We start from the raw sequence: 21386 nt of genomic DNA, 5'->3' as shown, positions 1-21386 counted from the left end.
TCTGTAGCTGATTTTCGCTGGCGCAGTTCGGTGTTGGCGCAAAGCTTAAGTAGCTTCCGTACAAAGAACAGGCCCCGCAGGCCAGTCTAGTGACGCCTTTGCCGCGAACCGCTGTAGAAACCCTACAATTTTCCGCGTCCAAGCCAAAGGCAACGCTATGTTACCCGCCAGTAACATACTTGGGTTAGAGTGTCCCCATGACTTCAAGCAACGACGCTTCCCGCGCACTCCCGCAGGCAGAAACTCCCTACGTGGCTACCGGATCGCTCAAGGGCAAGACCATCCTGATGTCCGGTGGAAGCCGCGGCATCGGACTGGCCATTGCCACCCGTGCAGCCCGCGATGGCGCCAACATTGTGCTCATGGCAAAGACGGGCGACCCGCACCCCAAACTTGAAGGGACCGTTTTCACCGCCGCGGAACAACTGGTCGCCGCAGGCGGCCAGGCGCTGCCGCTGGTCGGGGACGTCCGCAACGATGACGACGTCGCCGCAGCGGTCGCCGCCGCCGTCGAGCGTTTCGGCGGGATCGACGTCGTTGTTAACAACGCCTCGGCGATCGATCTGTCCCGGACCGACGCCGTTGACATGAAGCGCTATGACCTCATGCAGGACATCAACGTCCGTGGCACTTTCCTGCTCTCCAAGCTGGCGTTACCGGCTCTGCGGGAGTCAGGGCACGGCCACATCCTTACACTGTCGCCGCCCCTCAACCTGGACCCCAAATGGGCAGGGATGCACCTCGCGTACACGATGGCCAAGTACGGGATGAGCCTCACCACTCTCGGCCTCGCCGAAGAGTTGAAGGACGACGGCGTTTCGGTCAACTCGCTCTGGCCCTGCACCCTCATTGACACAGCCGCGATCCGAAATATGCCCGGCGGCCAGCAAATCGTGCAGGCGGCACGGGGCCCGGAGATCATGGCCGACGCCGCGCACGCCGTGCTCACAGGTTCGGGCGCCACGGGTAATTTCTTTACCGACGAACAGGTGCTGCGCGCCGCCGGCGTGTCGGACTTTACGCCGTACAGCCTCGGCGCGCCCGAAGACCGCTTGGTGCCGGACATATTTCTCTAGGCGGATTCCCAGACGCTTTTGGCGCCAGGCACCATCCCGGACCGCCGCAACTGGATAGGATTCAGCTATGGATGCCGAACAGCCAGACAGCAGCGAGCCGCACGTCCCCTCCGTCGCCGGTGACCGGCCCGGGCTGGACCGCCAGGCGCTGCTTCAGCCGGACTTCTTGTCGGCGGCGGGCATCTCCCAGCTGAACATTGTCGAGTCAACCGGCTCCACCAACCAGGACCTGGTGCGGGCCGTCACTGTTGAGCCAAAGAAGTGGGCCGACCTCGCCGTCCTGACCGCAGAACACCAGACTGCTGCCCGCGGACGACTGGACAGGCATTGGGAATCGCCCGAACGCTCCGCGGTGTCGGTGTCCATGGTGCTGCGTCCCGTCACCGCCGACGGCATGCCCGTTCCTACGCAAAGCTATTCGTGGATTTCTCTTCTGGCTGCCGTCGCGTTGCGGGAGGCCCTGCAGGAAACGGCCGGTGTGACCGCGGAGATCAAATGGCCCAATGATGTCCTGGTAAATGGACGCAAGATCGCGGGAATTCTGGCCCAGATGACGCCCTTGGGGGACGGGACAGTCCCCGCGGTGATCCTGGGTGTTGGACTCAATGTGTCCTTGGCCGAAGACGAACTTCCGGTGCCCACGGCCACGTCACTCGCCCTGGAAGGGGCCACGACGACGGACCGCACCGCGCTGCTGAAGAGCTACCTGTCGCGTTTTGCGCGGTTGTACCGCAGCTTCTGCAACGCCGAAGGTGACCCCGCTGCCGGACTGGCCGGGGGACAGTCACTGCATAAGCGCGTTGAATCCGCCATGGTGACATTGGGCCGCGAAGTCCGGGCCCACTTGCCTGGTGACAATGAACTGGTGGGGCATGCGTCCCGCCTCGATGAGCACGGTTCGTTGCTGGTGGTGGACCACGGCGGCAGGGAGCACGTTGTTACAGCCGGGGATGTGGTGCATTTGCGCGCCACAGAAAGCGGTTATGCGTAAAGAGTTACTTCCGGGGGAGCAGGTCATTGCCGTGACACGGCAGCAGGGCCGCTCTCTGTTCCTTCCTGTGCTGGCTTTCATCGTCGTCCCCGCTGTTGCCGCTTACGCTTGCGCCTGGGTGGTTAAAGGCAATGCGCAGCGCCTGGCGCCCTTCATTACAGTGGAATGGACGCCGTGGCTCATGGGTGCCGCGATGGTTCTTGCCGCGTGGTTGCTGCTTGCCTACAGCTTCAAACGTGTGCTCCACTGGCGTTCTGTCAGGTACATCCTGACGAGCCGCAGGATACTTGCCAAGTACGGCATGTTTCGACGCAATGACTGGCAGGTTTCCCTCATGGCCGTACGCAACGTGGGGGTTCACCAGACATTGGTCCAACGGGCACTGCACTCCGGGAATATATCCTTGGATACCGGGCACTCAGGAGTGGCCGTGCTGAACGACGTCCCGCTGGTTGGGAAATTCAGGGGCTTCATTCTTGACGCGATGGATGAGCTCCCGAAGGGTGAGGTTTTTGAGGGTGAAGTGCTGAGGGATTTTGACGAGTTGCCGTGGGAGCTGAGAGAAGGTGGAAGAGATGAGCGTTGAGGATCAGCAGTCCGGCGAGGACCTGGACCAGGAGTTCGACGCCGTACCCGAACCTTCCGTGGACGAGGATACGGAGGCGCGACCCGCCCCGGTGACCACCGGTCCGCCCACTGGCGTGATGTCCGCCGAGCGCCTCGCAATTAAGGCACTCGAGTCCAAGCTGCTGGGCGGCGAACGCAAGCTCCGACGTCGTGAAGTTGCCGCCGGTGCCGGCGTGTCCATCCTGTCCGCACGCAAGATTTGGCGCGCGCTGGGATTTCCTAACTTCGGCGATGAGGACGTTGCCTTTACTGAGCGGGACCAAGCCGCTTTATCCCGCATCCTGGACTTGGTTCGAGCCGGACTTTTGACCGAAGAAGCCGCGATTTCGGTGACCCGCTCCATCGGGCAGATGACGGACCGCATGGTGGTCTGGCAGGTCGAGGCGCTGGTTGAGGACATGGTCTCGGAGCAGGGCATTCCGGACGCCGTTGCCCGCAAGCAACTCGTCGCGAAGTTGCCCGCGCTGGTGGATTCCTTGGAAGAAATCCTCGTCTACTCCTACCGCCGCCAGCTCAACGCAGGCGTCCAACGCCTCGCTGTTCGGGCCGAAGCCGGCCTGCAGGCCAGCGAGGAAGGCCGGGAGGGTGACGAGGACGATTCGCCGTTGCCCTTGGCCCGGGCAGTGGGGTTCGCTGACCTGGTCTCCTACACCAGCCTTTCGCGCCGCATGAACGAGAAGACCTTGGCTCAGCTGGTACAGCGCTTCGAAAACAAGTGCGCAGAGATCATCTCCGTCGGCGGTGGCCGTTTGGTGAAGACGGTTGGTGACGAAGTCCTCTACATTGCCGAAACGCCTGCAGCCGGAGCCGAAATTTCGCTGGCCCTCGCCCAGGCCTTCACCGAGGACGAGATCCTGCCGCAATGCCGTGTGTCCATGGTCTGGGGCCGCATTCTGTCCCGGCTCGGCGACATCTACGGGCCCACCGTTAATCTTGCCGCCCGGCTCACCACCCTGGCCCAGCCCGGAACGGTTTTGGTGGACGCCATGACGGCCGCGGCCCTGGGACAGGACGACCGCTTTGTCCTTGTTCCCCAAAAGTCCGAGAATGTCCGTGGCTTCGGGGAAATCCATCCCGTGATGCTCGCCCGCGGCCGAGGCAAGGGCCTGGTGCTGGACTAGGGCTCTCCGGTAAGCCCCCGCGGCCTTCCGACCCGCAGGCCCGGACGCTCTCTCACATCCCGCCTTATTCCGCCGAACGCTCTCTCACTTCCCGCCTTATTCCGCCGGACGCTCTCTCACTTCCCGCCTTATTCCGCCGGACGCTCTCTCACATCCCGCCTTATTCCGCCGGACGCTCTCTCACTTCCTTGAAGAAAGTGGGAGAGCGTTCCGGTTTAAGGGGGTGGGATGTGAGAGAGGGATGGGTGACTAGCGGTTCGGGAGATGCGTTTCAAGTCACAGCTTGGCTATTCGATGGATTAACCCGGTAGGCTGTGCGTTGATTCTGCTGACCGTGACGACGGCGGAAAACCGGGCAGTTGTCCCCATCGCGCAACGGCATGCCAAGGCCGTAGGCTGTCAAAGCCAATGGATAGCCGGGTCTCGGGTCTCCTCCGTTGGCCGTGGGGTGCGTGGGATAGTCTTAGGGACTGAAAATTCCGCCGCCGTATGGGGGTACTGCGGAATGCACGGCTGCCGGCACATGCCGGTTGGCCTGGAAGTCGCTGCATGTGGGCGGCTGTACACAAAGGGAATTTTGGGGCTGTGACATCTTTCTTCGCCAAGCTGGGGCTGAAAAAGCGTCAAAACAGGAAGCTTATTTCGGGCATTGCGGGCACTGCTGCGGGCGCAGTCCTGGTGGCCGGGGCTGTGTTGTATCCGGGGTTCAAAACCACTGAAGTGGACTTGAACGACGGCGGCGTCTGGGTGGTGAGCAAGACCAAGAACGCTGTGGGGCGGCTGAACTATCCTTCCCGCGTCCTCGACGGCGCAGTCACCCCGGCCACCACGACTTTCGATGTCCTGCAGCACGACGGCAACGTCTTCGTGGATGAGGAATCCGGTTCCACCATCAATCAGGTGTCCGCTGCCAACCTTAAGCTCGGCGGTGACAAGCAACTCCCATCGTCCTCCCAGGTCAGTTACGGCTCAACGGTTCTCTCGGTGACAGACCCTGCCCGCGGCAAGGTGTGGGCGTTGTCGCCATCCACCGTAAACGGCTTCGATGAAGAAAGTACTGAGCCGGTGCTGACGGGAAACCAAGGCCTGGTGTCCGCCGTCGGCTACGACAACCGCATCTACACCGCCGATCCCGGCAAGGGCGAGATCACCGTGACCACGGTTGACGCCAACGGGGAGCGCACAAACTCAGAGGTCACCAGCGTGGACGGGCTCAAGGGAGCGGGCGACCTCCAGATCGCTGTTGTGGGGGACAAGCCCGTGCTCCTGGACGCTAATTCCGGGAACCTCTTCCTCCCCGGCGGCCGCAAGCTCCAATTGCAGGACGCCCGCGAGGCGAAGCTGCAGCAGAGCAGCCAAGAAAGCAACTACGTAGCCATCGCCACGCGCAAGGCCCTTTTGAAGCAGCCGTTGGACGGCGGAACTGCTGCTACCGTCAACGCCGACGGCGAGGGCGTTCCGGCAGCGCCGGTTCAGGTCAGTAAGTGCGTTCACGCAGCTTGGGCGGGAGCCAACAAATACGTACGCGATTGCGATAACGACGCCGATGACAAGAAGAACAATGTTCCCAAGGCAAGTGCCTCGCCGAGCTACGTGTTCCGCGTCAACCGCGATCTCGTGGTCCTCAACGACGTGAATTCGGGCAGCGTGTGGCTGGTCAACCAGAACATGCAGCTCGTCAACAACTGGGACGACGTTGTCCCTCCCAAGAACCAGTCCGATGACCAGGACCAGGAGTCAGCGGACAACAACACCATCAACGTCCTCCCGGACCGCACCAAGCCAAACCGCCCACCGGAGACCAAGCCCGATGAGTTCGGTGTCCGCCCGGGCAGGACATCCATCCTGAGCGTCCTGGACAACGATTCAGACCCCGACGGCGATGTCCTCACCGCTGCTGTGGGGGCCAACGGCCCGAAGGCGGGTGCGCTGGAAAACATTTACGGTGGCTCGGCCTTCCAAATCAAGGTCCCGGCCGAAGCGCAACCGGGAACGGAAGTCTTCGACTACAACGCCTCCGATGGCCGAGGCCTGTCAGCCGGCGGCCAAGTGACACTTCATGTGGTGGGGCCGGACGAGAACAAGCCGCCCTTCTTCAAACGCGGGGAGCCCACCACCATGCTGGTGGAACAAGGCAAATCGGTGAGCCAGAACATCCTGACTGACTGGATGGACCCGGACGGGGACGACCTTGTCCTCTTGGACGCAAAGTCGGATAACGACCAGGACCAGGTTAAGGTACGCCGCGACGGCCTCCTCACCTACCAGGATTCCGGGGCCGCTCCGGGTAAGAAGAACGTATCCATCACCGTGTGGGACGGGCGTGCCACCACCACCGGCCGCGTGGTGGTCAACGTGCAGCCGCCCGGCGCCCTCGCCCCCGTGGTCAACGCAGACCACGTCACTGCGGTGGTGGGTCAGGACCTGGTGATCGCTCCCTTGAAGAACGACGTTGATCCGAACGGTGGTGCCCTGCGGGTGGCGCATGTCGAGGCCGCTGGACAAGCGGAGCTCGGCCCGGTGACCGATGGCGGTACCTTCACTTTCCGGAGCAACACCCCGGGCCCGGTCTACTTGACGTACATTGCCAGCAATGGCCCCCAGAGCAGCCAGGGCCTGATCCGTGTGGACGTGGAGTCCGGCAAGAATGCGGGAGCACCGGTGGCCGTTCACGACGTCGCGCTGTTGCCTGTCGGCGGCAGTGTGCTGGTGGACCCGCTGGCTAATGACTCCGATCCTTCCGGGGGCGTGCTGGTATTGCAGTCCGTCACGGTCCCCGATGGTTCGTCGGCGTCGGTGAGCGTCATTGACCACAGCGTCCTCCGTGTCACCGACGTCCTCGGCGCCAAGGAACCCTTCGTATTCAGTTACACCATGTCCAACGGCCGCGCCTCAGCCACAGGTACGGTGGGCGTCGTCCCGGTGCCGGCCCCCGCCGTCGTCGAGGCCCCGCAGCCCAAACCCGACGAGGTCAACGTACGCGTCAACGACGTCGTGACCATTCCTGTCCTGGACAACGACACGCACCCGCAGGGTGAAGAGTTGTCCGTGGACCCGGTGTTGGCCCAGGGCATTCCGGAAGCGGACGGCAAGGCGTTTATTTCGGAAAAGACCCTGAGGTTCATCGCCGGACCGGCTCCCAAGACAGTCCGTGCGATCTACAACGCAGTTGATCCGCAAGGCCAAAAGAGCGCCGCGGCCGTGACAATCCACATCCTTCCCTTGGAAGGGACTCAGAATTCGCGGCCACAGCCCCAAAACCTCACTGCCCGTGTGGTGGCTGGAGGCAGCGTCCGGATTCCGGTCCCGTTGGACGGCATCGACCCCGACGGCGACTCGGTCCAACTCACCGGCATCGACAGCACGCCCACCATGGGAACGGCGACGGCGGGCAGCAGCTTTATAGACTTCGTCGCCGCAGGAGACGGCGCGGGGACCGATTCGTTCCGGTACAAAGTCATTGACCGCCAAGGCGCGGTGAACACCGGAACGGTTACCGTTGGCGTGGCGCCGCGCGGGGAGGACAACCAGAAACCTGCACCCGTGGACGACGAGGTCAAGGTCCGTCCCGGGCGCCAGATCGCGGTGGATGCCACCGCCAATGACACCGACCCCGACGGCGACATCATCCGTATCCTGACGGACAGCATCGAAACCGACGAAGGGGTGGACGCCCAGGTCAGCAAGACCAGTGGCCGTGTTTTGGTGACGGCTCCCTCAGCCGAAGGAACCATCAACGTCCGCTACTCCGTCGCTGACGACCGCGATGCCGTGGGCAACGCCACCATCCGGGTGATCGTCAAGAACGACATCCCGTTGCAGGCACCGATCGCACGGGATGACCGTGTGACGTCTGCGCAGACCCTCGGCAAAACAGCCGTTGACGTGCCGGTCCTTAAGAACGACGAGGATCCGGACGGCGTGGGTGAAAACCTGAAGATCAGCACCGGCTTGGATACCGCGCGCCCAGGTTCCGAGGGCAACGTTGTGGTGGATCTGACCGAACAGCCGCAGTTGATTCCCTATACGGTGGAAGATGTGGACGGACAAAAGTCCACAGCCATCATTTGGGTTCCGGGCATCGGTCAGCAGGTTCCAACACTTGCCAAGGACGACGTTGTGGAGCTCGTCTCCGGACAATCCACCACCGTTGACTTGGCCGAGTGGGTGAAGGTCCGCGAGGGAAAGACTCCGCGCTTGACCCAGGTTGACCGCATTAAGCTGATCGGCTCCGATGGCAGCGATCCCGTGGGCAACAACGGCACGTCCATCAAGTACACCGCCGGCGCCGAATATGTGGGCCCCGGCTCCATCAGCTTCGAAGTCACCGATGGCACCGGCCCGGACGATCCCAACGGGCTGAAGTCCACCTTGAGCATCCGTACTAAGGTCCTGCCGGACCCCAACAAGAACAACCCGCCGGCACTGCTGGGCAGCGACCTCGATGTACCCAAGGGCGATTCGTCCAGCCTGGACTTGGGCAAGTTGACGTCCGATCCGGACTCGGACGACGTGCAGAACATGAAGTACGAGCTCGTGGGAGGCGCGACGGGTGGGTTCAAGGTGAACCTGGACGGCAAGACCCTGAAGGCATCCGCTGAAGACTCGGTACAGATCGGTCAGACTGGCACCGTTCAGGTCAAGGCCAAGGACCCCCGGGGACTCGAAGCAGTGGCCACCTACAAACTGTCCCTGACCGCTTCCAACAGGCCCAAGGCAGTGGCCAATGATGACGTGGAACCGGACGCGCAGTCCGGGAAGCCCGTCACGGTCAATGCCCTTGCAAACGACTCCAACCCATTCCCGGACACCCCGTTGAAAATAGTCTCAGCGGTGACCGAGACGGGGCAGGGGACAGCGGAAGCCAGCGGCTCCAACGTCACTGTGACTCCGGCATCCGGGTTCACTGGAACCATGGTGGTGGCTTACACGGTGTCGGATAAAACCGGCGAACTGTCCCGTTATGCCACAGCCCGCATACGCCTGACCGTCAAGGACAAGCCTGCGGCGCCCACCACTCCGTTGCCACAGAGCGTTGGAGACCAGACAGCGCTGCTGACCTGGAACGCCTCCGCGGACCGTGGCTCGCCCATCACCAAGTACACCGTCTACGGGGAGGGTGGCTTCAAGCAGGATTGCCCGGCCAATACCTGCACGTTGACGGGTTTGACGAACAACGCGAAGTATCACTTTGCCGTCACGGCCACCAACGCAATCGGTGAATCCGAGCGTTCGCCGGTGTCCGCAGAGGTCCGTCCCGACGTCAAACCGGACACCCCTGTGGCTCCCACCTTGAAGTTCGGGGACAAGCAGCTCTCCATCGCCTGGGTTCCCCCTGCCAGCAAGGGCTCACCTGTTAAGTCCTACGACCTGGAAATCTCACCGGCCCCCGCCGGCCAGAATTCCCAAATCCAGAACCTCACCGGCTCAAGCCACGTGTGGTCCGGGCTGACCAATGGTGTGGCTTACAAGGTCCGGGTGTTGGCCCGCAACGATGCCAAGGAACCGTCGGAGTGGAGTACGTACTCCGCAGCTGAGACTCCTGCTGGAGTTCCGGCCACGCCGGCGGCGCCGACGGTTACCGGTGCCAAACCCGTTGACAAGCAAAGCCAGTTGCAAGTGACTTGGGCTGCGCCCAACAACAACGGTGACGCCGTGTCTGCCTACACGCTGACCACCTACCGGGGCGGCGCCGTCGTCGCGACCCAGTCGGTGGCCGGAACGTCGTTGAATGTAACCGTGGAAAACTCCGAAACCGATTACTCGTTCACGGTTTCTGCCACGAATAAAGCGGGCGTCAGCGGCGTCAGCCAACAATCCGCAGCCATACGCGCCGCCGGTAAACCAGGAATGGTGGGGCCACCGTCTGCGGCTTTGGTTGAGACCAACGCAGCGGGCGGCAAAATCCGGGTTGCCTTCAGTCCACTCGCCGCTGGAGAACGCAATGGCTCCAATATCAACGAGATCAGCTATCGGTATGCCCTGACATCCGGGGCAGGCAGCGGATCGATCCCTGCGGGAGGCGGCGTCGTAGCAGCGCCGAACGGCCAGGATACGGCGGTTGTGGTGTGGGCTGTGTCCACACGTAACTCCACTCCCGGAGATAGAAGCAGGGAGTCCAACGCTGTGAATCCTTATGGTTTGGCCGCAGCGCCGGCTGTCAACGGAAGCAAGAGCAGTGGCGTAGGCGATAAGACGGTGTCCTGGACGTGGAGCGCCCCGAACGGCAACGGCCGTCCTGTCACTGGATACCAGTACAGCCTCGACAACGGCGCTTGGCAAAACACCGATCAGCGGAGTTTCTCCAAGACCGTCGGATTCAGCGAAACGCATACCCTGCGGGTCCGGGCCATCAGCGCAGGGCAGGCGGGCAACGTCGGCAGCGACACCTCGCGCAGCGGGTCAGCGCCGCCACCACCGCAACCTCCTGCTTCCGAGATTAAGGCGCATAACAACACTTGCCCCGGTAAGCCGGGCCAGCCTGACACCTTCAATCCGAGCGGACCATCTTGCGGAGTGGGATGGGTTTCCAGTTCCGAGGGATGGCTCAACGTGGATTGCACGAAAAATATCTACAACAATGGCACGCCGTGGTACCGCGTTACGCAGGGCAGCCACCCGGGCTGGTACGTAAAGTCCACCACGGTGGACCTGCGTGGGCCCAAGCCCGGCGGCTGCGGCTGACCCACGTGCCGCCCGCAGCACCAAACGAACACCCCAACACCCCCTTCATAACGAACAGGATCAACCGATGACCATGACAAACGAGCAAGCCGCGTGGTTTGCAGAGACGTTCGAGAAGCTCGTTGCCAACGTGGGCCAGGCCGTACTGGGCAAGGAACACGTAATCCGGCTGACCTTCACGGCGATGCTGGCTGAAGGGCACGTCTTGTTCGAGGACGCCCCGGGGACCGGTAAAACGTCGCTGGCCCGAGCTCTTGCCGCGACGGTCCAGGGTTCGCACAACCGCATCCAGTTCACGCCCGACCTCCTGCCGTCGGACGTGACCGGTGTGACCATCTACGACCAGAAGACCCAGAAGTTCGAGTTCCACAAAGGCCCGGTGTTCAGCAACATCGTCCTCGCCGACGAAATCAACCGCGCCTCCCCGAAGACGCAGTCCGCGTTGCTTGAGGTCATGGAAGAGTCGCGCGTGACGGTGGACGGCACCACTTACGACGCCGGCCGCCCGTTCATGGTGCTGGCGACCCAGAACCCGATCGAGCAGGCGGGCACGTACCGGCTGCCGGAAGCCCAGCTTGACCGCTTCCTCATCAAGACGTCCATTGGCTACCCGGACCACGCCTCTACAGTTCGGTTGCTGGGCGGGGCCAACCTGAAGGACCGGTCAAAGGACCTGACGCCCATCATCACCACGCAGGCCATAGCTGACATGGCAGACCTGGGGGCCACCACCCACGTGGACACCGCTGTGCTCGAATACATTTCCCGCCTATGCGAGGAGACCCGCAACGCCTCAGAGACCCGCCTTGGCGTTTCCGTCCGTGGCGCATTGGCCATGGTCCGGGCTGCGAAAGTGTGGGCAGCCGGGCAGGGGCGGAACTTTGTATTGCCGGATGACATCAAGGAATTGGCGCCGGTGGTCTGGACGCACCGTTTGGTGATGGATCCGGAAGCCGAGTTCTCTGGTGCCACACCGGAAGTCGTGCTCAACCGCGTTCTCGCCGACGTCGCTGCCCCACAGCAGCGCGCCACGGCCTAGCCGTACTCCGGCACGAACCACTCCGGCACGAACAAAGGTCCCCACATGTCCTCCAGCACACCCCTCGGCAGGGCTGCTGATTCCCTCAAGCGCGCTGCGTCGTCGCTTGGTGGCACGGTCCGCGGTTTCCGCGGACCTGCCGATAAAACTACCGGCCGGGGAGGAAAAACCGGCAAGGCCACTAAGCTCCATCCCGCCTCTTTGTGGGCTGAAGCGGCTGGGACAGCCGGCGAGGTCCTGCAGCCGGCCTGGCGCGCAGTCCGGAAAGCCTGGCTGACGTATGCCTGGCCCATTCTTGCCGTGGTCAGCCTCCTGGGCTGGGTTGTCCTGGCCGCTGCCATCGGCCTGTGGTGGGCCGGACAGGCATGGGGGTGGCAGGAGGCCAAGTCCGCGGCGCTGGTCGCATTCCTCTTGTTTGTCCTCGCCATTGCGTTCATTGTTGGCCGGTCCGCGTACGGCGTGGTCCTGGACCTTGCCTGCACCCGCGTAGCTGTTGGAGACGACGCCGTGGGCAGCATCGCCGTGTCCAACGTTTCCGCACGGCCCCTCCTGCCCGCAGCACTGGAGTTGCCCGTGGGCGCCAATACGGCAGTTTTCCACCTGCCGCGCATGAAGCCCGGGCAGGTTCATGAGGACCTCTTCACCATTCCCACCGCTCGTCGCGCCGTGATTGTGGTGGGGCCGGTCCGTTCGGTTCGGGCCGACCCCCTCCATCTCCTGCGCCGCAGGGTGCTTTGGACTGAGCCTGTGGACTTGTTCGTGCACCCGCGGACAGTTTCGCTGGGTAGTTCTGCTGCAGGGTTCATTCGTGACCTTGAGGGGATGCCCACTACGGAGCTCTCCAGCGCCGATGTTTCCTTCCATGCCCTGCGGGATTACGTCCCCGGGGACGATCGTCGGCACATTCACTGGAAGACCACCGCCCGCACCAACAAGCTCATGGTCCGCCAGTTCGAAGAAACCCGCCGCGCCCACCTCGCCATTGCGTTGTCGATCAACACCGACGAATACGATTCTGAAGCTGAGTTCGAGATGGCCATTTCTGTTGCAGCGTCCATCGGCCGCCAGGCCATCCGCGAACAGCGGGACCTGGACGTCCTGACCCAGAAAGGGCCGCTCCGCTGTGAAACCGGCCGTAGCCTGTTGGACGACACCACCCGGATTGTTGGGGCACCCATGCGAAAGACCGCCGTCGACCTCGCCCGGAACCTGGCAGACGCTGTACCGAATGCCTCGGTGGTGTTCTTCGTCGTCGGCAGCCACATCACAGCGACCCAGCTCCGTACCTCAGCGGCGTCTGTTCCGCCCGGGGTCCGCAGCCTGGCCGTGCGGGTTCAGCCCGGGGCTGCGGCGTCGAGGGCCAACATTGCGGACCTGACGGTCCTCACTGTTGGCGACCTCGACGATCTCGCTATTGTTCTTCGAAAGGCGGCAGCATGAGCTCCGCACCCAGTGTTCGCGTCCGACCCCGCGCGGCCAGGTCCGCGGGACGGACCAGGAACACCGGCGGGGGATCGCCGTTCGGTGACGGCCGCCCGCTGTGGCATTTCGCCGTCGACTTCGGCGCGTTGGCCGTATTGATGCTGCTTGGCGTTCTCGGCTTCAGCCTGAGCTTCGGGGGAGACCCGAGCTATCTCGTCGCGGGCCTGGGTGGTGTGCTCCTGGGACTGGGCACTGCCTTGCTGAACGCGCACCTGCGCCTCGGGGTGCTCATCACAACGGCCGTGACCCTTGGCACTTACCTGCTGTTCGGCTCCGCGCTGGCAGTTCCGGACTCCGCAGTGCTGGGTTTCCTGCCGAGCCTCGACTCCCTTCGGACGTTGCTCCTGGGCGTTGTCTTCGCGTGGAAGGACATGTTGACCGTCGGAGTTCCTGTGGGAACGGCGAACGGCATGCTCATTGTGCCGTTCCTGAGCTCTCTGGTCACTGCGCTGGCCGCGGGGCTTCTGACATGGCGGCTGAAAAGCCCGTACTGGCCGCTGCTACCGGTGCTGGTGCTGTTCGTCACCGGTATTGCGTTCAGCACCAACGCCGGGTTCCTTAACGTGGAGCGCGGCGTCTCGCTGACCATCGTGTCAATCGCCTGGGCGACGTTCCGCCGTGACGTACTCCGCCAGCGGAGCACCAGGACCGTTTCGGCCAACAGGCCAAATTCTGACGCCGGTGCGGCCCGCCGCGGACAGCTTCGCCGCCTGGGGACTGCTGCAGCCGTGATCGCCGTTGCGGTAGGCGTCACCGCCCTCGCATCGCCCCTGGTGACCGCCAGCGATGACCGGAAGGTCCTCCGCAACACGATCGTTCCGCCCTTCGATCCCCGGGCCTACGTCACGCCGTTGGCCAGCTTCCGGAATTTCGTCAAGGACGAGAAGGACCACACCCTCTTCACGGTCAAGGGCCTGCCAAAGGACGCCCGCGTCCGGCTCGCGGCCTTGGACGCCTTCAACGGCATGAACTACACCATGGACCCGAACAGCTCCGGAAACTTCAGCAAGGTGGGAGATGCGAAGTCCCTCAACACGCTGGCTGACTCCGCTAGCCCGGCCAAGGCCACCAATTACACGTTGGACATCACCATTGAGGACTACCAGGGATATTTCGTCCCTGGTGGGCGGCACACCACCGGCATGAGTTTCGCTGATGGTTCGGGTGCAGCGTCAGGTCTCTACTTCAACTCCGGAACAGACACCGCAGTGACCACCAAGGGCATGGTGAAGGGCGACAACTACACGGTCCAAGTCTCCGACCCCGGCACCTTGGAGCATGGACAGCTGACGCAGTACGACTTTGCGAAGATGACGTTGCCTGATGCCCAGGAGGTTCCCCCGATTGTGGCGTCGCAGGCCAATGAGATTTCCGCCGACGCGCCGACCGCCATTGATCGTGTCCGCCAGATCGAGGCTCATTTCCAAAAGAGTGGGGCCTTCAGCAACGGGTTGGTTGCCGACGGCCAGCTTCCGAGCCTTCCTGGCCACAGTGCTGCACGTGTCAGGAACATGCTTTCGGCCAAACAGATGCTGGGTGATGACGAGCAATACGCCGTTTCCATGTCGCTCATGCTCCGCCACCTGGGGATTCCATCCCGCGTCGTGATGGGGTTCTACCCGGATCCCAAGAGCCCCGAAAACGGCGCCGGCGATGTCAAGATCACCGGCAAGGACGTGCATGCCTGGGTGGAGGTGGCCTTCGACCGCGTGGGTTGGGTGTCCTTCGATCCCACGCCGCCCAAGGACAACGTGCCCATTCCGCCCGATCCTGAAAACAAGTCCAAGCCCAAGCCGCAGGTGCTGCAGCCGCCGCCCCCGCCCCAGGAACCTGCGGATCTGCCGCCGGACTCCACGCCGGACGCGTTGGACGCGGACGAGAAGAAGAACAACCCCTGGCTTTTCTGGGGTCCGCTGCTCTCTGCCATCGGTGTTGCGCTGATTCCGCTGGGGATCCTGGCCATCCCGTTGCTGCTGATCCTGCTGCTGAAATCACGACGCCGTAAGGCCCGTTTCCGTGATGGTCACCCGGCCCAGCGGGTCGGGGGAGGATGGAACGAAGTGTTGAGCCTGGCCACTGACCTGGGTGCCTCCATCGATACCAAGTCCACCCGCCGCGAGTCCGCCACGGTCATCGCGGACGCATTCCCGTCCACAGGAACAACCACCACCATGCTCGCCCACCGCGCAGATGCGGCCGTTTTCGGGGCCGGACAGCCCAGTGAGGACGAGGTGGAGGAATACTGGAAGATCGTGGATTCGTCCCTGACAGATATCACTGGAAGCGTGGGGTTCTGGAAACGCCAACAGGCGAGGTTCTCCCCGCGGTCGTTGTTGTCCGATGGAAGGGCTGCCCTCCGCCGTCGGGAACAGTTATCGACCACTGCAGGCAAGCGGCGGTTCAGTATGAAGCGCACGAAGGACACCACCGATGAACAGTGAGCCGGAACTTTGTCCTGCCTGCCGCCACCCGGTCCGTCCGGGGGCGACATTCTGCACGCAGTGCGGATCTCCGCTGAGCAACCGTGGAGCACGCAAGGAAGGCAACATCAACCACGCCCAAAAGGCCGCCCTGGAGTCCGCCACCCGGCGAGGCCCCACCGATCCCGGTAGTATCTCGGTAGTGTCCGCGCCGGTATCGCCGGTGCACCACGCGCAGACGGGAACAACAACGACGCCGGGCACAGGACCGGGACTAGGGGGAGGGGCAACAATGACCACCAAGCTGGAATTGGTGCCCGCATCTACCGGGAAGCGACTCGGTGCGGCGGTTCTGGACTGGCTTGGTCCCATCGCCGTCCTTGCCACCACCTTCGCCATTGGCATTGCCGGCATCACCCAGACCCGCAAGAACGGCTTCATTGTCTATGACACCGGGCTGCTGGTCCTCCTGGGCAGCATAGGCCTGGGAGTGACAGTGGTTTACGCGTTTGTGCTCCTGGGATTGGAAGCCAGGACCGGGAACACCATTGGGAACAAGCTGATGAGTATCCGGAGCACGGACTCCGACGGCTATGCACCCGGTGCAGGTGCGGTCTTTGTCCGGGGCATCGTCACCGGGTGTGTCCTGCTCCTCGGCGCACTCGCCTCGGTGATCCTCTCCGCCCTCGGCCTGATTGGTCCGGTCCTGTGGATTGGGTTGCCGCTGGTGGTGCTGGGAGCGGTGTGGGCCATCCTGGTTGTCGTTTCCAGTGGATGGGATAAGAACGGCAAGCTGCGCGGCTGGCATGACAAGGCCGCGAAGACGCTGGTGTTCGATGTGGGTGCAGGGCGCAATCCCGTGACCACAGGCGGCATCCAAGGTCCGTACAGTTTTGCGCCGATGGACCTTCCGCCCGTGCAGCCTGTAGTGTCGCCGGTCCCGAGCGGCAGGGCGGCCCAACATGCGCACGCTGCCACAGCACAGGCAGCTCCCGCGTCGAACCCGACGCCCTCGGTTCAGCCATCGCATGACCCCAATCAGTGGCGCCCGCCCACGGCGCCACGCCCCGCAACCGTAGCGGCACCGCAACCGTCCCTGAACCCGGAAGCCGCCGCCGTCGTTCCCCAAACTGCCCAACCCGTCCAGCGGCCGGAACCTGCCAACCAGCACGGTTTTGCCGCCCACCCGGATGACGACGTCGAACGGACCCAGATGCGCCCCGGCGCCCGCCGGGCCCAGGCGGTACTGAGGATCACGGTCGACGATGGCCAGGATGTTCAGCTTGGCGGCTCGGTCCTCGTTGGACGGAACCCTGCACCCCAGCCCGGGGAAAACGTGGAGCAGCTGTTGCCGGTATCGGACCCCGGACGGTCCATCTCCAAAACGCACCTGCACCTCCGGGTTGATGGCGACGGCGTGTGGGTCACCGACCGCAATTCCACCAACGGGAGCGCCGTCACCACCCCTGACGGCATCCAGACCAGGCTCCACCCCGGCGACGCCGTACTGGTGCGTCCCGGTTCGACAGTCCACTTTGGCGACCGTTCCTTCCACCTAGGACAAGCATGAATCCACAGCCGTCCACGCCCGCCAACGCCGACGCCGGTCAGACCTCAGCCCCCTCCACCTACCGCCTGAGTTACGGGTACGGAACCGACCGTGGTCTCCGGCGCGAACTGAACGAGGATTCGTTCATCGCCTCCGACCCCGTCTTTGCCGTGGCTGATGGCATGGGTGGCCACGAGGCCGGCGAAATAGCCAGCGGCATGTGCGTCCGGACGCTGGGGAGCTCACCCGAGCTCGCCTCGGGTGTCCGCACCGCTTCGGCGGCGGAGCTGCAGGCCTGTCTGTTGAACGCCGACGCAGCCATCCGGAATGCCACAGGAGCCCGCGCAGGAACCACCCTGTCCGGCGTCGTGGTGGTGGAACAGATGGGCCTGCCGTACTGGCTGGTGATGAACATTGGAGACTCCAGGACCTACCGCCTGAGCCAGGGCCAATTCGCCCAGGTCAGTGTGGACCACTCCGAGGTACAGGAACTGGTGGACTCCGGGGACATCACTGCCGAACAGGCTGCAGTGCACCCTCGCCGCCATGTGGTCACCCGCGCCCTGGGAACCGGAGACGAAACCGAAGCCGACTTCTGGTTGCTACCCATCCAGGAAGGCGACCGGATCATGATCTGTTCCGACGGCCTCAACGGTGAACTCGGCGATGAGCACATGTTCCGCATCCTCAGCACGGTGGCCCACCCGCAGGACGCTGTGGACGCACTGATCCAAGCAGCTTTGCGGAGCGGCGGCCGGGACAACGTCACCGTGATTGTGGTTGACGCCAAGAACGTGTTGAACGACGCCGGTATCGCCACCACTGCGCCCAGGCCCGAGGTCGCGTCCGAGGTGGAGGAAGACACGCTTCCCAGGGCATGGGTGAATGGAACCGACCAGGAGGAAGGCGTCGATGGCAAGCAGTAACCACCGCTCGCCCGCCCGGTACCAGCAGGGTGAGTGGTTCGGCGTGGTCCGCGAAGGCACAGTTGTGCTCCTTGGCCCGGACACCCCGCACGCCCTCATCGATACCGTCTGGGAGCTGCTCGCCTCTGCGCCCGAAGCCCACGAGGTGCTGCACGAAGTGACGGAGGCCTTCGGGGTCTCGCTCAGCCGGATCCCTCCTTTCGGGATCATCGACGCCAAGGATGCCCTGCGCGTTTTCCTCCGCGGGGAGCTCGAATTGCTCGTCCATCTGGACGGTGGCCAGGAACGGATCACCGGGCGGGACGTGACCACCTGGACGGAACGTCGGATCGCGGATGCCGTGGCTTACAGTGTGCGCATCGGCGGCAGCACTACGCCGCTGGACCATCCTTCGCTGAAGGGTGCTGCCCTGAACACCTTGCCCTTGGCTGAAGGCGTGGTGCTGCTGGAATCCATTGATGTCCAGATGGTTGCTTCGGTAGCCGAAGCTGATGCCGTTGCTGAAGCCGAGGCGGAGGCCGAAACGATCTATACCCCGGCCCCCGAGCGGGTGTCCGACGAAACCATGATCGGCTTCCCGGAGCCAGAGGCCGAACCCGAGGTAGAGCCGGAGCCGGAGCCCGAACCCGGGGTAGAGCCGGAGCCGGAACCCGAGGTAGAGCCGGAGCCCGAACCTGAGCTCATACCCGAGGCAGAGCCGGAGGCCGCGGAGCTTCCTGTCCACACCAGCACCACCGACCCCCTGGTCCCGTCGCTGGAGAACACCACCAACTACGACCACCTGTGGGACAAGACGGTGATGCGGAACATCGAGGACGCCGCCGTCCGCATCGACGACGACGCTGAGAACGCGCACGAGGCACCGGCCCCTTCCGTTGCGCCGGCCTCTTCAGTTGCACCGGCCCCCGCACCGTCAGCTCCACCGGCAGCGGAAACCACAGCGGTCGCGAGCGGGCCCGCTCCGGCTGAGTCCGCCGTCGGGCAGGTCCAGGCTGTTCCGGCCACGGGCCTTATCGATTCGGTTCCGTGGCTCCGAAGCAGTTCCGGTGCTTCAAATGCGGTCGGCTCCCAGCCCGTTGTGCCCACCAGGCAAGCGGCCGGGCAAGCGGCCGAGCCGGCCCCCCAAATGCCAACGGGTTGGTCGCCTGCCCTGCCGCCGCAGCCTCAGGCGTCGCCCGCGGCCGAGGACCCGGATCACGACGGCCAAACCATCATGAAGAGCAGCCTTCCCGTCGGTGACGACGCAGCCGCCCAGGAGCCAGGTGCAGGTGCGGCAACGGTCAACGGCCCGAGTGTCCTGGCGAGGGTCTGCTCAGCCGGACATGCCAACCCGCCAACGTACCCGCAATGCTCGGTGTGTGGTGTGGCGCTCTCCGGGGACGCCGTCCACGTTCCGCGCCCCAGGCTTGGTCGCGTGCGGATCTCCACCGGTGAGCTGATCGACCTTGACCAGTCGCTGATCATTGGCCGGCAGCCTTCGGTTTCCCGTGTCCAGGGTGGCACCATGCCCCGCCTCATCCAGGTGGAGAGTCCCGGCGGGGACATTTCCCGCTCCCACGTCGAGGTGAGGCTGGAGGGCTGGCACGTCATGCTGTGTGACCTGAAGGCCACCAACGGCACCGTGCTCATCAGGGAAGGGCAGGCACCACGCAGGCTCGCCCAAAACGAGATGGCCATCCTGCTCGACGGCGACATCGCCGAACTGGGTGACGATATTTCATTGCGTTTCGAGGAGATTCTTTGAGTTCCAAGAGGCCCCCCGCGCCGCCTCCACCCATTCAGGGTTTCAAGTACATCAGCCTGCTTGGCTCCGGTGGCTTCTCGGATGTTTACCTTTACGAGCAGGACAGGCCGCGCCGAAAAGTTGCTGTGAAGGTGCTGTTGTCGGACCTGAAGACCGAAGGGGCCCGCCGCCGCTTCGAGTCGGAGGCGAACCTGATGGCGCAGTTGTCGTCACATCCGTACATTGTGACGATCTTTGAGGCCGAGATCACCGAAAACGGGCACTCCTACCTCGCCATGGAGTACTGCTCCAGGCCAAGCCTGGACGTCCGCTACCGCCGTCAGCGCTTCAGCGTGGACGAGGTCCTTGCCGTCGGCATCCAGGTGGCGTCCGCCGTCGAGACCGCGCACCGCGCCGGCATCGTGCACCGCGACATCAAGCCCGCCAACATCCTGGTCACCGATTACAACCGGCCGGCGCTGACGGACTTCGGCATCTCCGGCACCATCGGTGCCGACACCGAGGACGACGCCGGCATGTCCATTCCGTGGTCGCCGCCGGAACAGTTCCGCGGTGGCGCCGTGGAAGGTGTCCCGGTGGACATCTGGGCTTTGGGCGCCACCCTCTACACGTTGCTGGCTGGCCGTTCGCCTTTCGTCCTGCCGGGGCAGGACAACTCGCAGCGTGAACTGATTTCGCGGATCACCAACTCGGCCCTTCCGCGCCTGGGCCGTGCCGACGTCCCCGAATCGCTCGAGTTGGTGTTGGCTACGGCCATGGCGAAGTCGCCTGAATCGCGTTACTCCTCGGCGCATGCCTTCGCCCTCGCGCTGCAACGGATCCAGACCGAACTCAATCTCTCCGTCACGCCCTTCGAAGTGCTCGAAGAACCGGGCCACGGCGAGGAGCACCCGGACGATGACTTCGAGGAGACCCGGGTCCGGAGCATCGCCTCCATCGATCCCGACGCTTCGGGAACCGCCACGACGGGATCGGCCCCAACGTTCCCGGCACGTACGTTCCCGTCCACGGTTCCGGGTACCAGCCCGCAACCTGTGCAGCCCAAGAACCCGCCTCAGACGGTGCAGACGCCTGCCCAGTTCCAGGCACCGCCGCAATTCCGGGTGCCGGACCACACGGCCAACCGTGCCCCGGCCGAGCCGGACACCGCCGAGTCGACGGTCCTCCGCGGCTGGCAGCCCTCCGGCAAACACGACGACGTCGACGCCACGGTCAGCCGCTCCGGCGCGCCATCGGGTGCCTCACCGGTTGAGCCCCAGTCGGCCGATCACGGCAAGCGCAACCTCTGGTTGGCGGCAACCGGCGCCGCTGTCCTGGTGGTGGCCATCGTGGTGGGCGTGGTCCTGGGGGCTAATGCCCAGCCCAAGGCAGCTCCCACTGAGACCAGCAGCAAGCCGCCCGTGGACGCGCTGGGTGACGGCGGCGTTCCTGAAGTGACCGGGTTGCGCGCAGAACAGCAGTCCGGCGGCATGGGACCCCCACTCATTATTTTCCGGTGGGATTACGTCGAGATGAAGCCCGGGGACACCTTCAAATGGCGGACCAAGTCGGCCAAGTCCGATGGCCCCTACGAGTCGACGCTCGCCAGCAATGCGGTGGTGTCGGGTACAACCCCACCGCCGGTATGTATTCAGGTCATCCTTGTCAGGGCTGACGGATCAGCATCACCCGGAGGACCCGATTCCATCGCTTGCCTGGACAAGTAGACGGCTTATGCAACAAAATCA

At 63.9% G+C, this 21386-nt stretch carries 12 protein-coding genes; all 12 read left to right on the top strand.

What is annotated here, in order from left to right:
• Positions 1–197 precede the first annotated feature (197 nt).
• The 12 genes from AC5RU9_RS13180 to AC5RU9_RS13125 all read left to right on the top strand — a co-directional run bounded on the left by AC5RU9_RS13180 (position 198) and on the right by AC5RU9_RS13125 (position 21365).
• Positions 198–1076, top strand: a complete 879-nt coding sequence (locus AC5RU9_RS13180; RefSeq protein ID WP_494016787.1) for an SDR family oxidoreductase — start codon at positions 198–200, stop codon at positions 1074–1076.
• Between the two features lie 67 nt (positions 1077–1143).
• Positions 1144–2067: a biotin--[acetyl-CoA-carboxylase] ligase gene (locus AC5RU9_RS13175; RefSeq protein WP_494016786.1), complete on the top strand. Its 924-nt coding sequence runs from the start codon at positions 1144–1146 to the stop codon at positions 2065–2067.
• Positions 2060–2653 carry a PH domain-containing protein gene (locus AC5RU9_RS13170; protein ID WP_309991115.1) on the top strand — a complete coding sequence of 198 codons (594 nt, stop codon included), beginning with the start codon at positions 2060–2062 and terminating at the stop codon, positions 2651–2653. The genes AC5RU9_RS13175 and AC5RU9_RS13170 overlap by 8 nt, the downstream gene beginning before the upstream one ends.
• On the top strand, positions 2643–3815 hold the full coding sequence (locus AC5RU9_RS13165; RefSeq protein ID WP_494016785.1) for an adenylate/guanylate cyclase domain-containing protein: 1173 nt from the start codon (positions 2643–2645) through the stop codon (positions 3813–3815). The genes AC5RU9_RS13170 and AC5RU9_RS13165 overlap by 11 nt, the downstream gene beginning before the upstream one ends.
• A gap of 489 nt (positions 3816–4304) precedes the next feature.
• Positions 4305–10499: a fibronectin type III domain-containing protein gene (locus AC5RU9_RS13160; protein ID WP_494016784.1), complete on the top strand. Its 6195-nt coding sequence runs from the start codon at positions 4305–4307 to the stop codon at positions 10497–10499.
• Between the two features lie 67 nt (positions 10500–10566).
• A complete protein-coding gene (locus tag AC5RU9_RS13155) occupies positions 10567–11538 on the top strand; it encodes an AAA family ATPase (protein ID WP_494016783.1) in 972 nt (323 codons plus the stop codon).
• 45 nt (positions 11539–11583) lie between these two features.
• Positions 11584–12978 carry a DUF58 domain-containing protein gene (locus AC5RU9_RS13150; protein WP_494016782.1) on the top strand — a complete coding sequence of 465 codons (1395 nt, stop codon included), beginning with the start codon at positions 11584–11586 and terminating at the stop codon, positions 12976–12978.
• Positions 12975–15461: a transglutaminase domain-containing protein gene (locus tag AC5RU9_RS13145; RefSeq protein WP_494016781.1), complete on the top strand. Its 2487-nt coding sequence runs from the start codon at positions 12975–12977 to the stop codon at positions 15459–15461. Before AC5RU9_RS13150 ends, AC5RU9_RS13145 begins: the two co-directional genes overlap by 4 nt.
• Positions 15451–17010, top strand: a complete 1560-nt coding sequence (locus AC5RU9_RS13140; RefSeq protein WP_494016780.1) for an RDD family protein — start codon at positions 15451–15453, stop codon at positions 17008–17010. The genes AC5RU9_RS13145 and AC5RU9_RS13140 overlap by 11 nt, the downstream gene beginning before the upstream one ends.
• The gene (locus tag AC5RU9_RS13135; protein WP_494016779.1) at positions 17007–17915 is read left to right on the top strand and encodes a PP2C family protein-serine/threonine phosphatase; all 909 of its coding nucleotides are present in this window, start codon (positions 17007–17009) and stop codon (positions 17913–17915) included. Before AC5RU9_RS13140 ends, AC5RU9_RS13135 begins: the two co-directional genes overlap by 4 nt.
• Positions 17902–19659: an FHA domain-containing protein gene (locus tag AC5RU9_RS13130; RefSeq protein ID WP_494016778.1), complete on the top strand. Its 1758-nt coding sequence runs from the start codon at positions 17902–17904 to the stop codon at positions 19657–19659. The genes AC5RU9_RS13135 and AC5RU9_RS13130 overlap by 14 nt, the downstream gene beginning before the upstream one ends.
• A complete protein-coding gene (locus tag AC5RU9_RS13125) occupies positions 19656–21365 on the top strand; it encodes a serine/threonine-protein kinase (RefSeq protein ID WP_494016777.1) in 1710 nt (569 codons plus the stop codon). The genes AC5RU9_RS13130 and AC5RU9_RS13125 overlap by 4 nt, the downstream gene beginning before the upstream one ends.
• The last annotated feature ends 21 nt before the right edge of the window (positions 21366–21386 follow it).

It is taken from the genome of Arthrobacter sp. B0316-5-4 (assembly GCF_059090325.1).
The sequence above is the reverse complement of the archived record's forward strand: the minus strand, read 5'-3'. Positions and strand labels throughout refer to the sequence as shown.

Bases quoted from the DNA above. Each gene is read 5' to 3' on its own strand.
- AC5RU9_RS13180 (WP_494016787.1), top strand. From the start codon at position 198: ATGACTTCAAGCAACGACGCTTCCCGCGCACTCCCGCAGGCAGAAACT.
- AC5RU9_RS13175 (WP_494016786.1), top strand. From the start codon at position 1,144: ATGGATGCCGAACAGCCAGACAGCAGCGAGCCGCACGTCCCCTCCGTC.
- AC5RU9_RS13170 (WP_309991115.1), top strand. From the start codon at position 2,060: ATGCGTAAAGAGTTACTTCCGGGGGAGCAGGTCATTGCCGTGACACGG.
- AC5RU9_RS13165 (WP_494016785.1), top strand. From the start codon at position 2,643: ATGAGCGTTGAGGATCAGCAGTCCGGCGAGGACCTGGACCAGGAGTTC.
- AC5RU9_RS13160 (WP_494016784.1), top strand. From the start codon at position 4,305: ATGGGGGTACTGCGGAATGCACGGCTGCCGGCACATGCCGGTTGGCCT.
- AC5RU9_RS13155 (WP_494016783.1), top strand. From the start codon at position 10,567: ATGACCATGACAAACGAGCAAGCCGCGTGGTTTGCAGAGACGTTCGAG.
- AC5RU9_RS13150 (WP_494016782.1), top strand. From the start codon at position 11,584: ATGTCCTCCAGCACACCCCTCGGCAGGGCTGCTGATTCCCTCAAGCGC.
- AC5RU9_RS13145 (WP_494016781.1), top strand. From the start codon at position 12,975: ATGAGCTCCGCACCCAGTGTTCGCGTCCGACCCCGCGCGGCCAGGTCC.
- AC5RU9_RS13140 (WP_494016780.1), top strand. From the start codon at position 15,451: ATGAACAGTGAGCCGGAACTTTGTCCTGCCTGCCGCCACCCGGTCCGT.
- AC5RU9_RS13135 (WP_494016779.1), top strand. From the start codon at position 17,007: ATGAATCCACAGCCGTCCACGCCCGCCAACGCCGACGCCGGTCAGACC.
- AC5RU9_RS13130 (WP_494016778.1), top strand. From the start codon at position 17,902: ATGGCAAGCAGTAACCACCGCTCGCCCGCCCGGTACCAGCAGGGTGAG.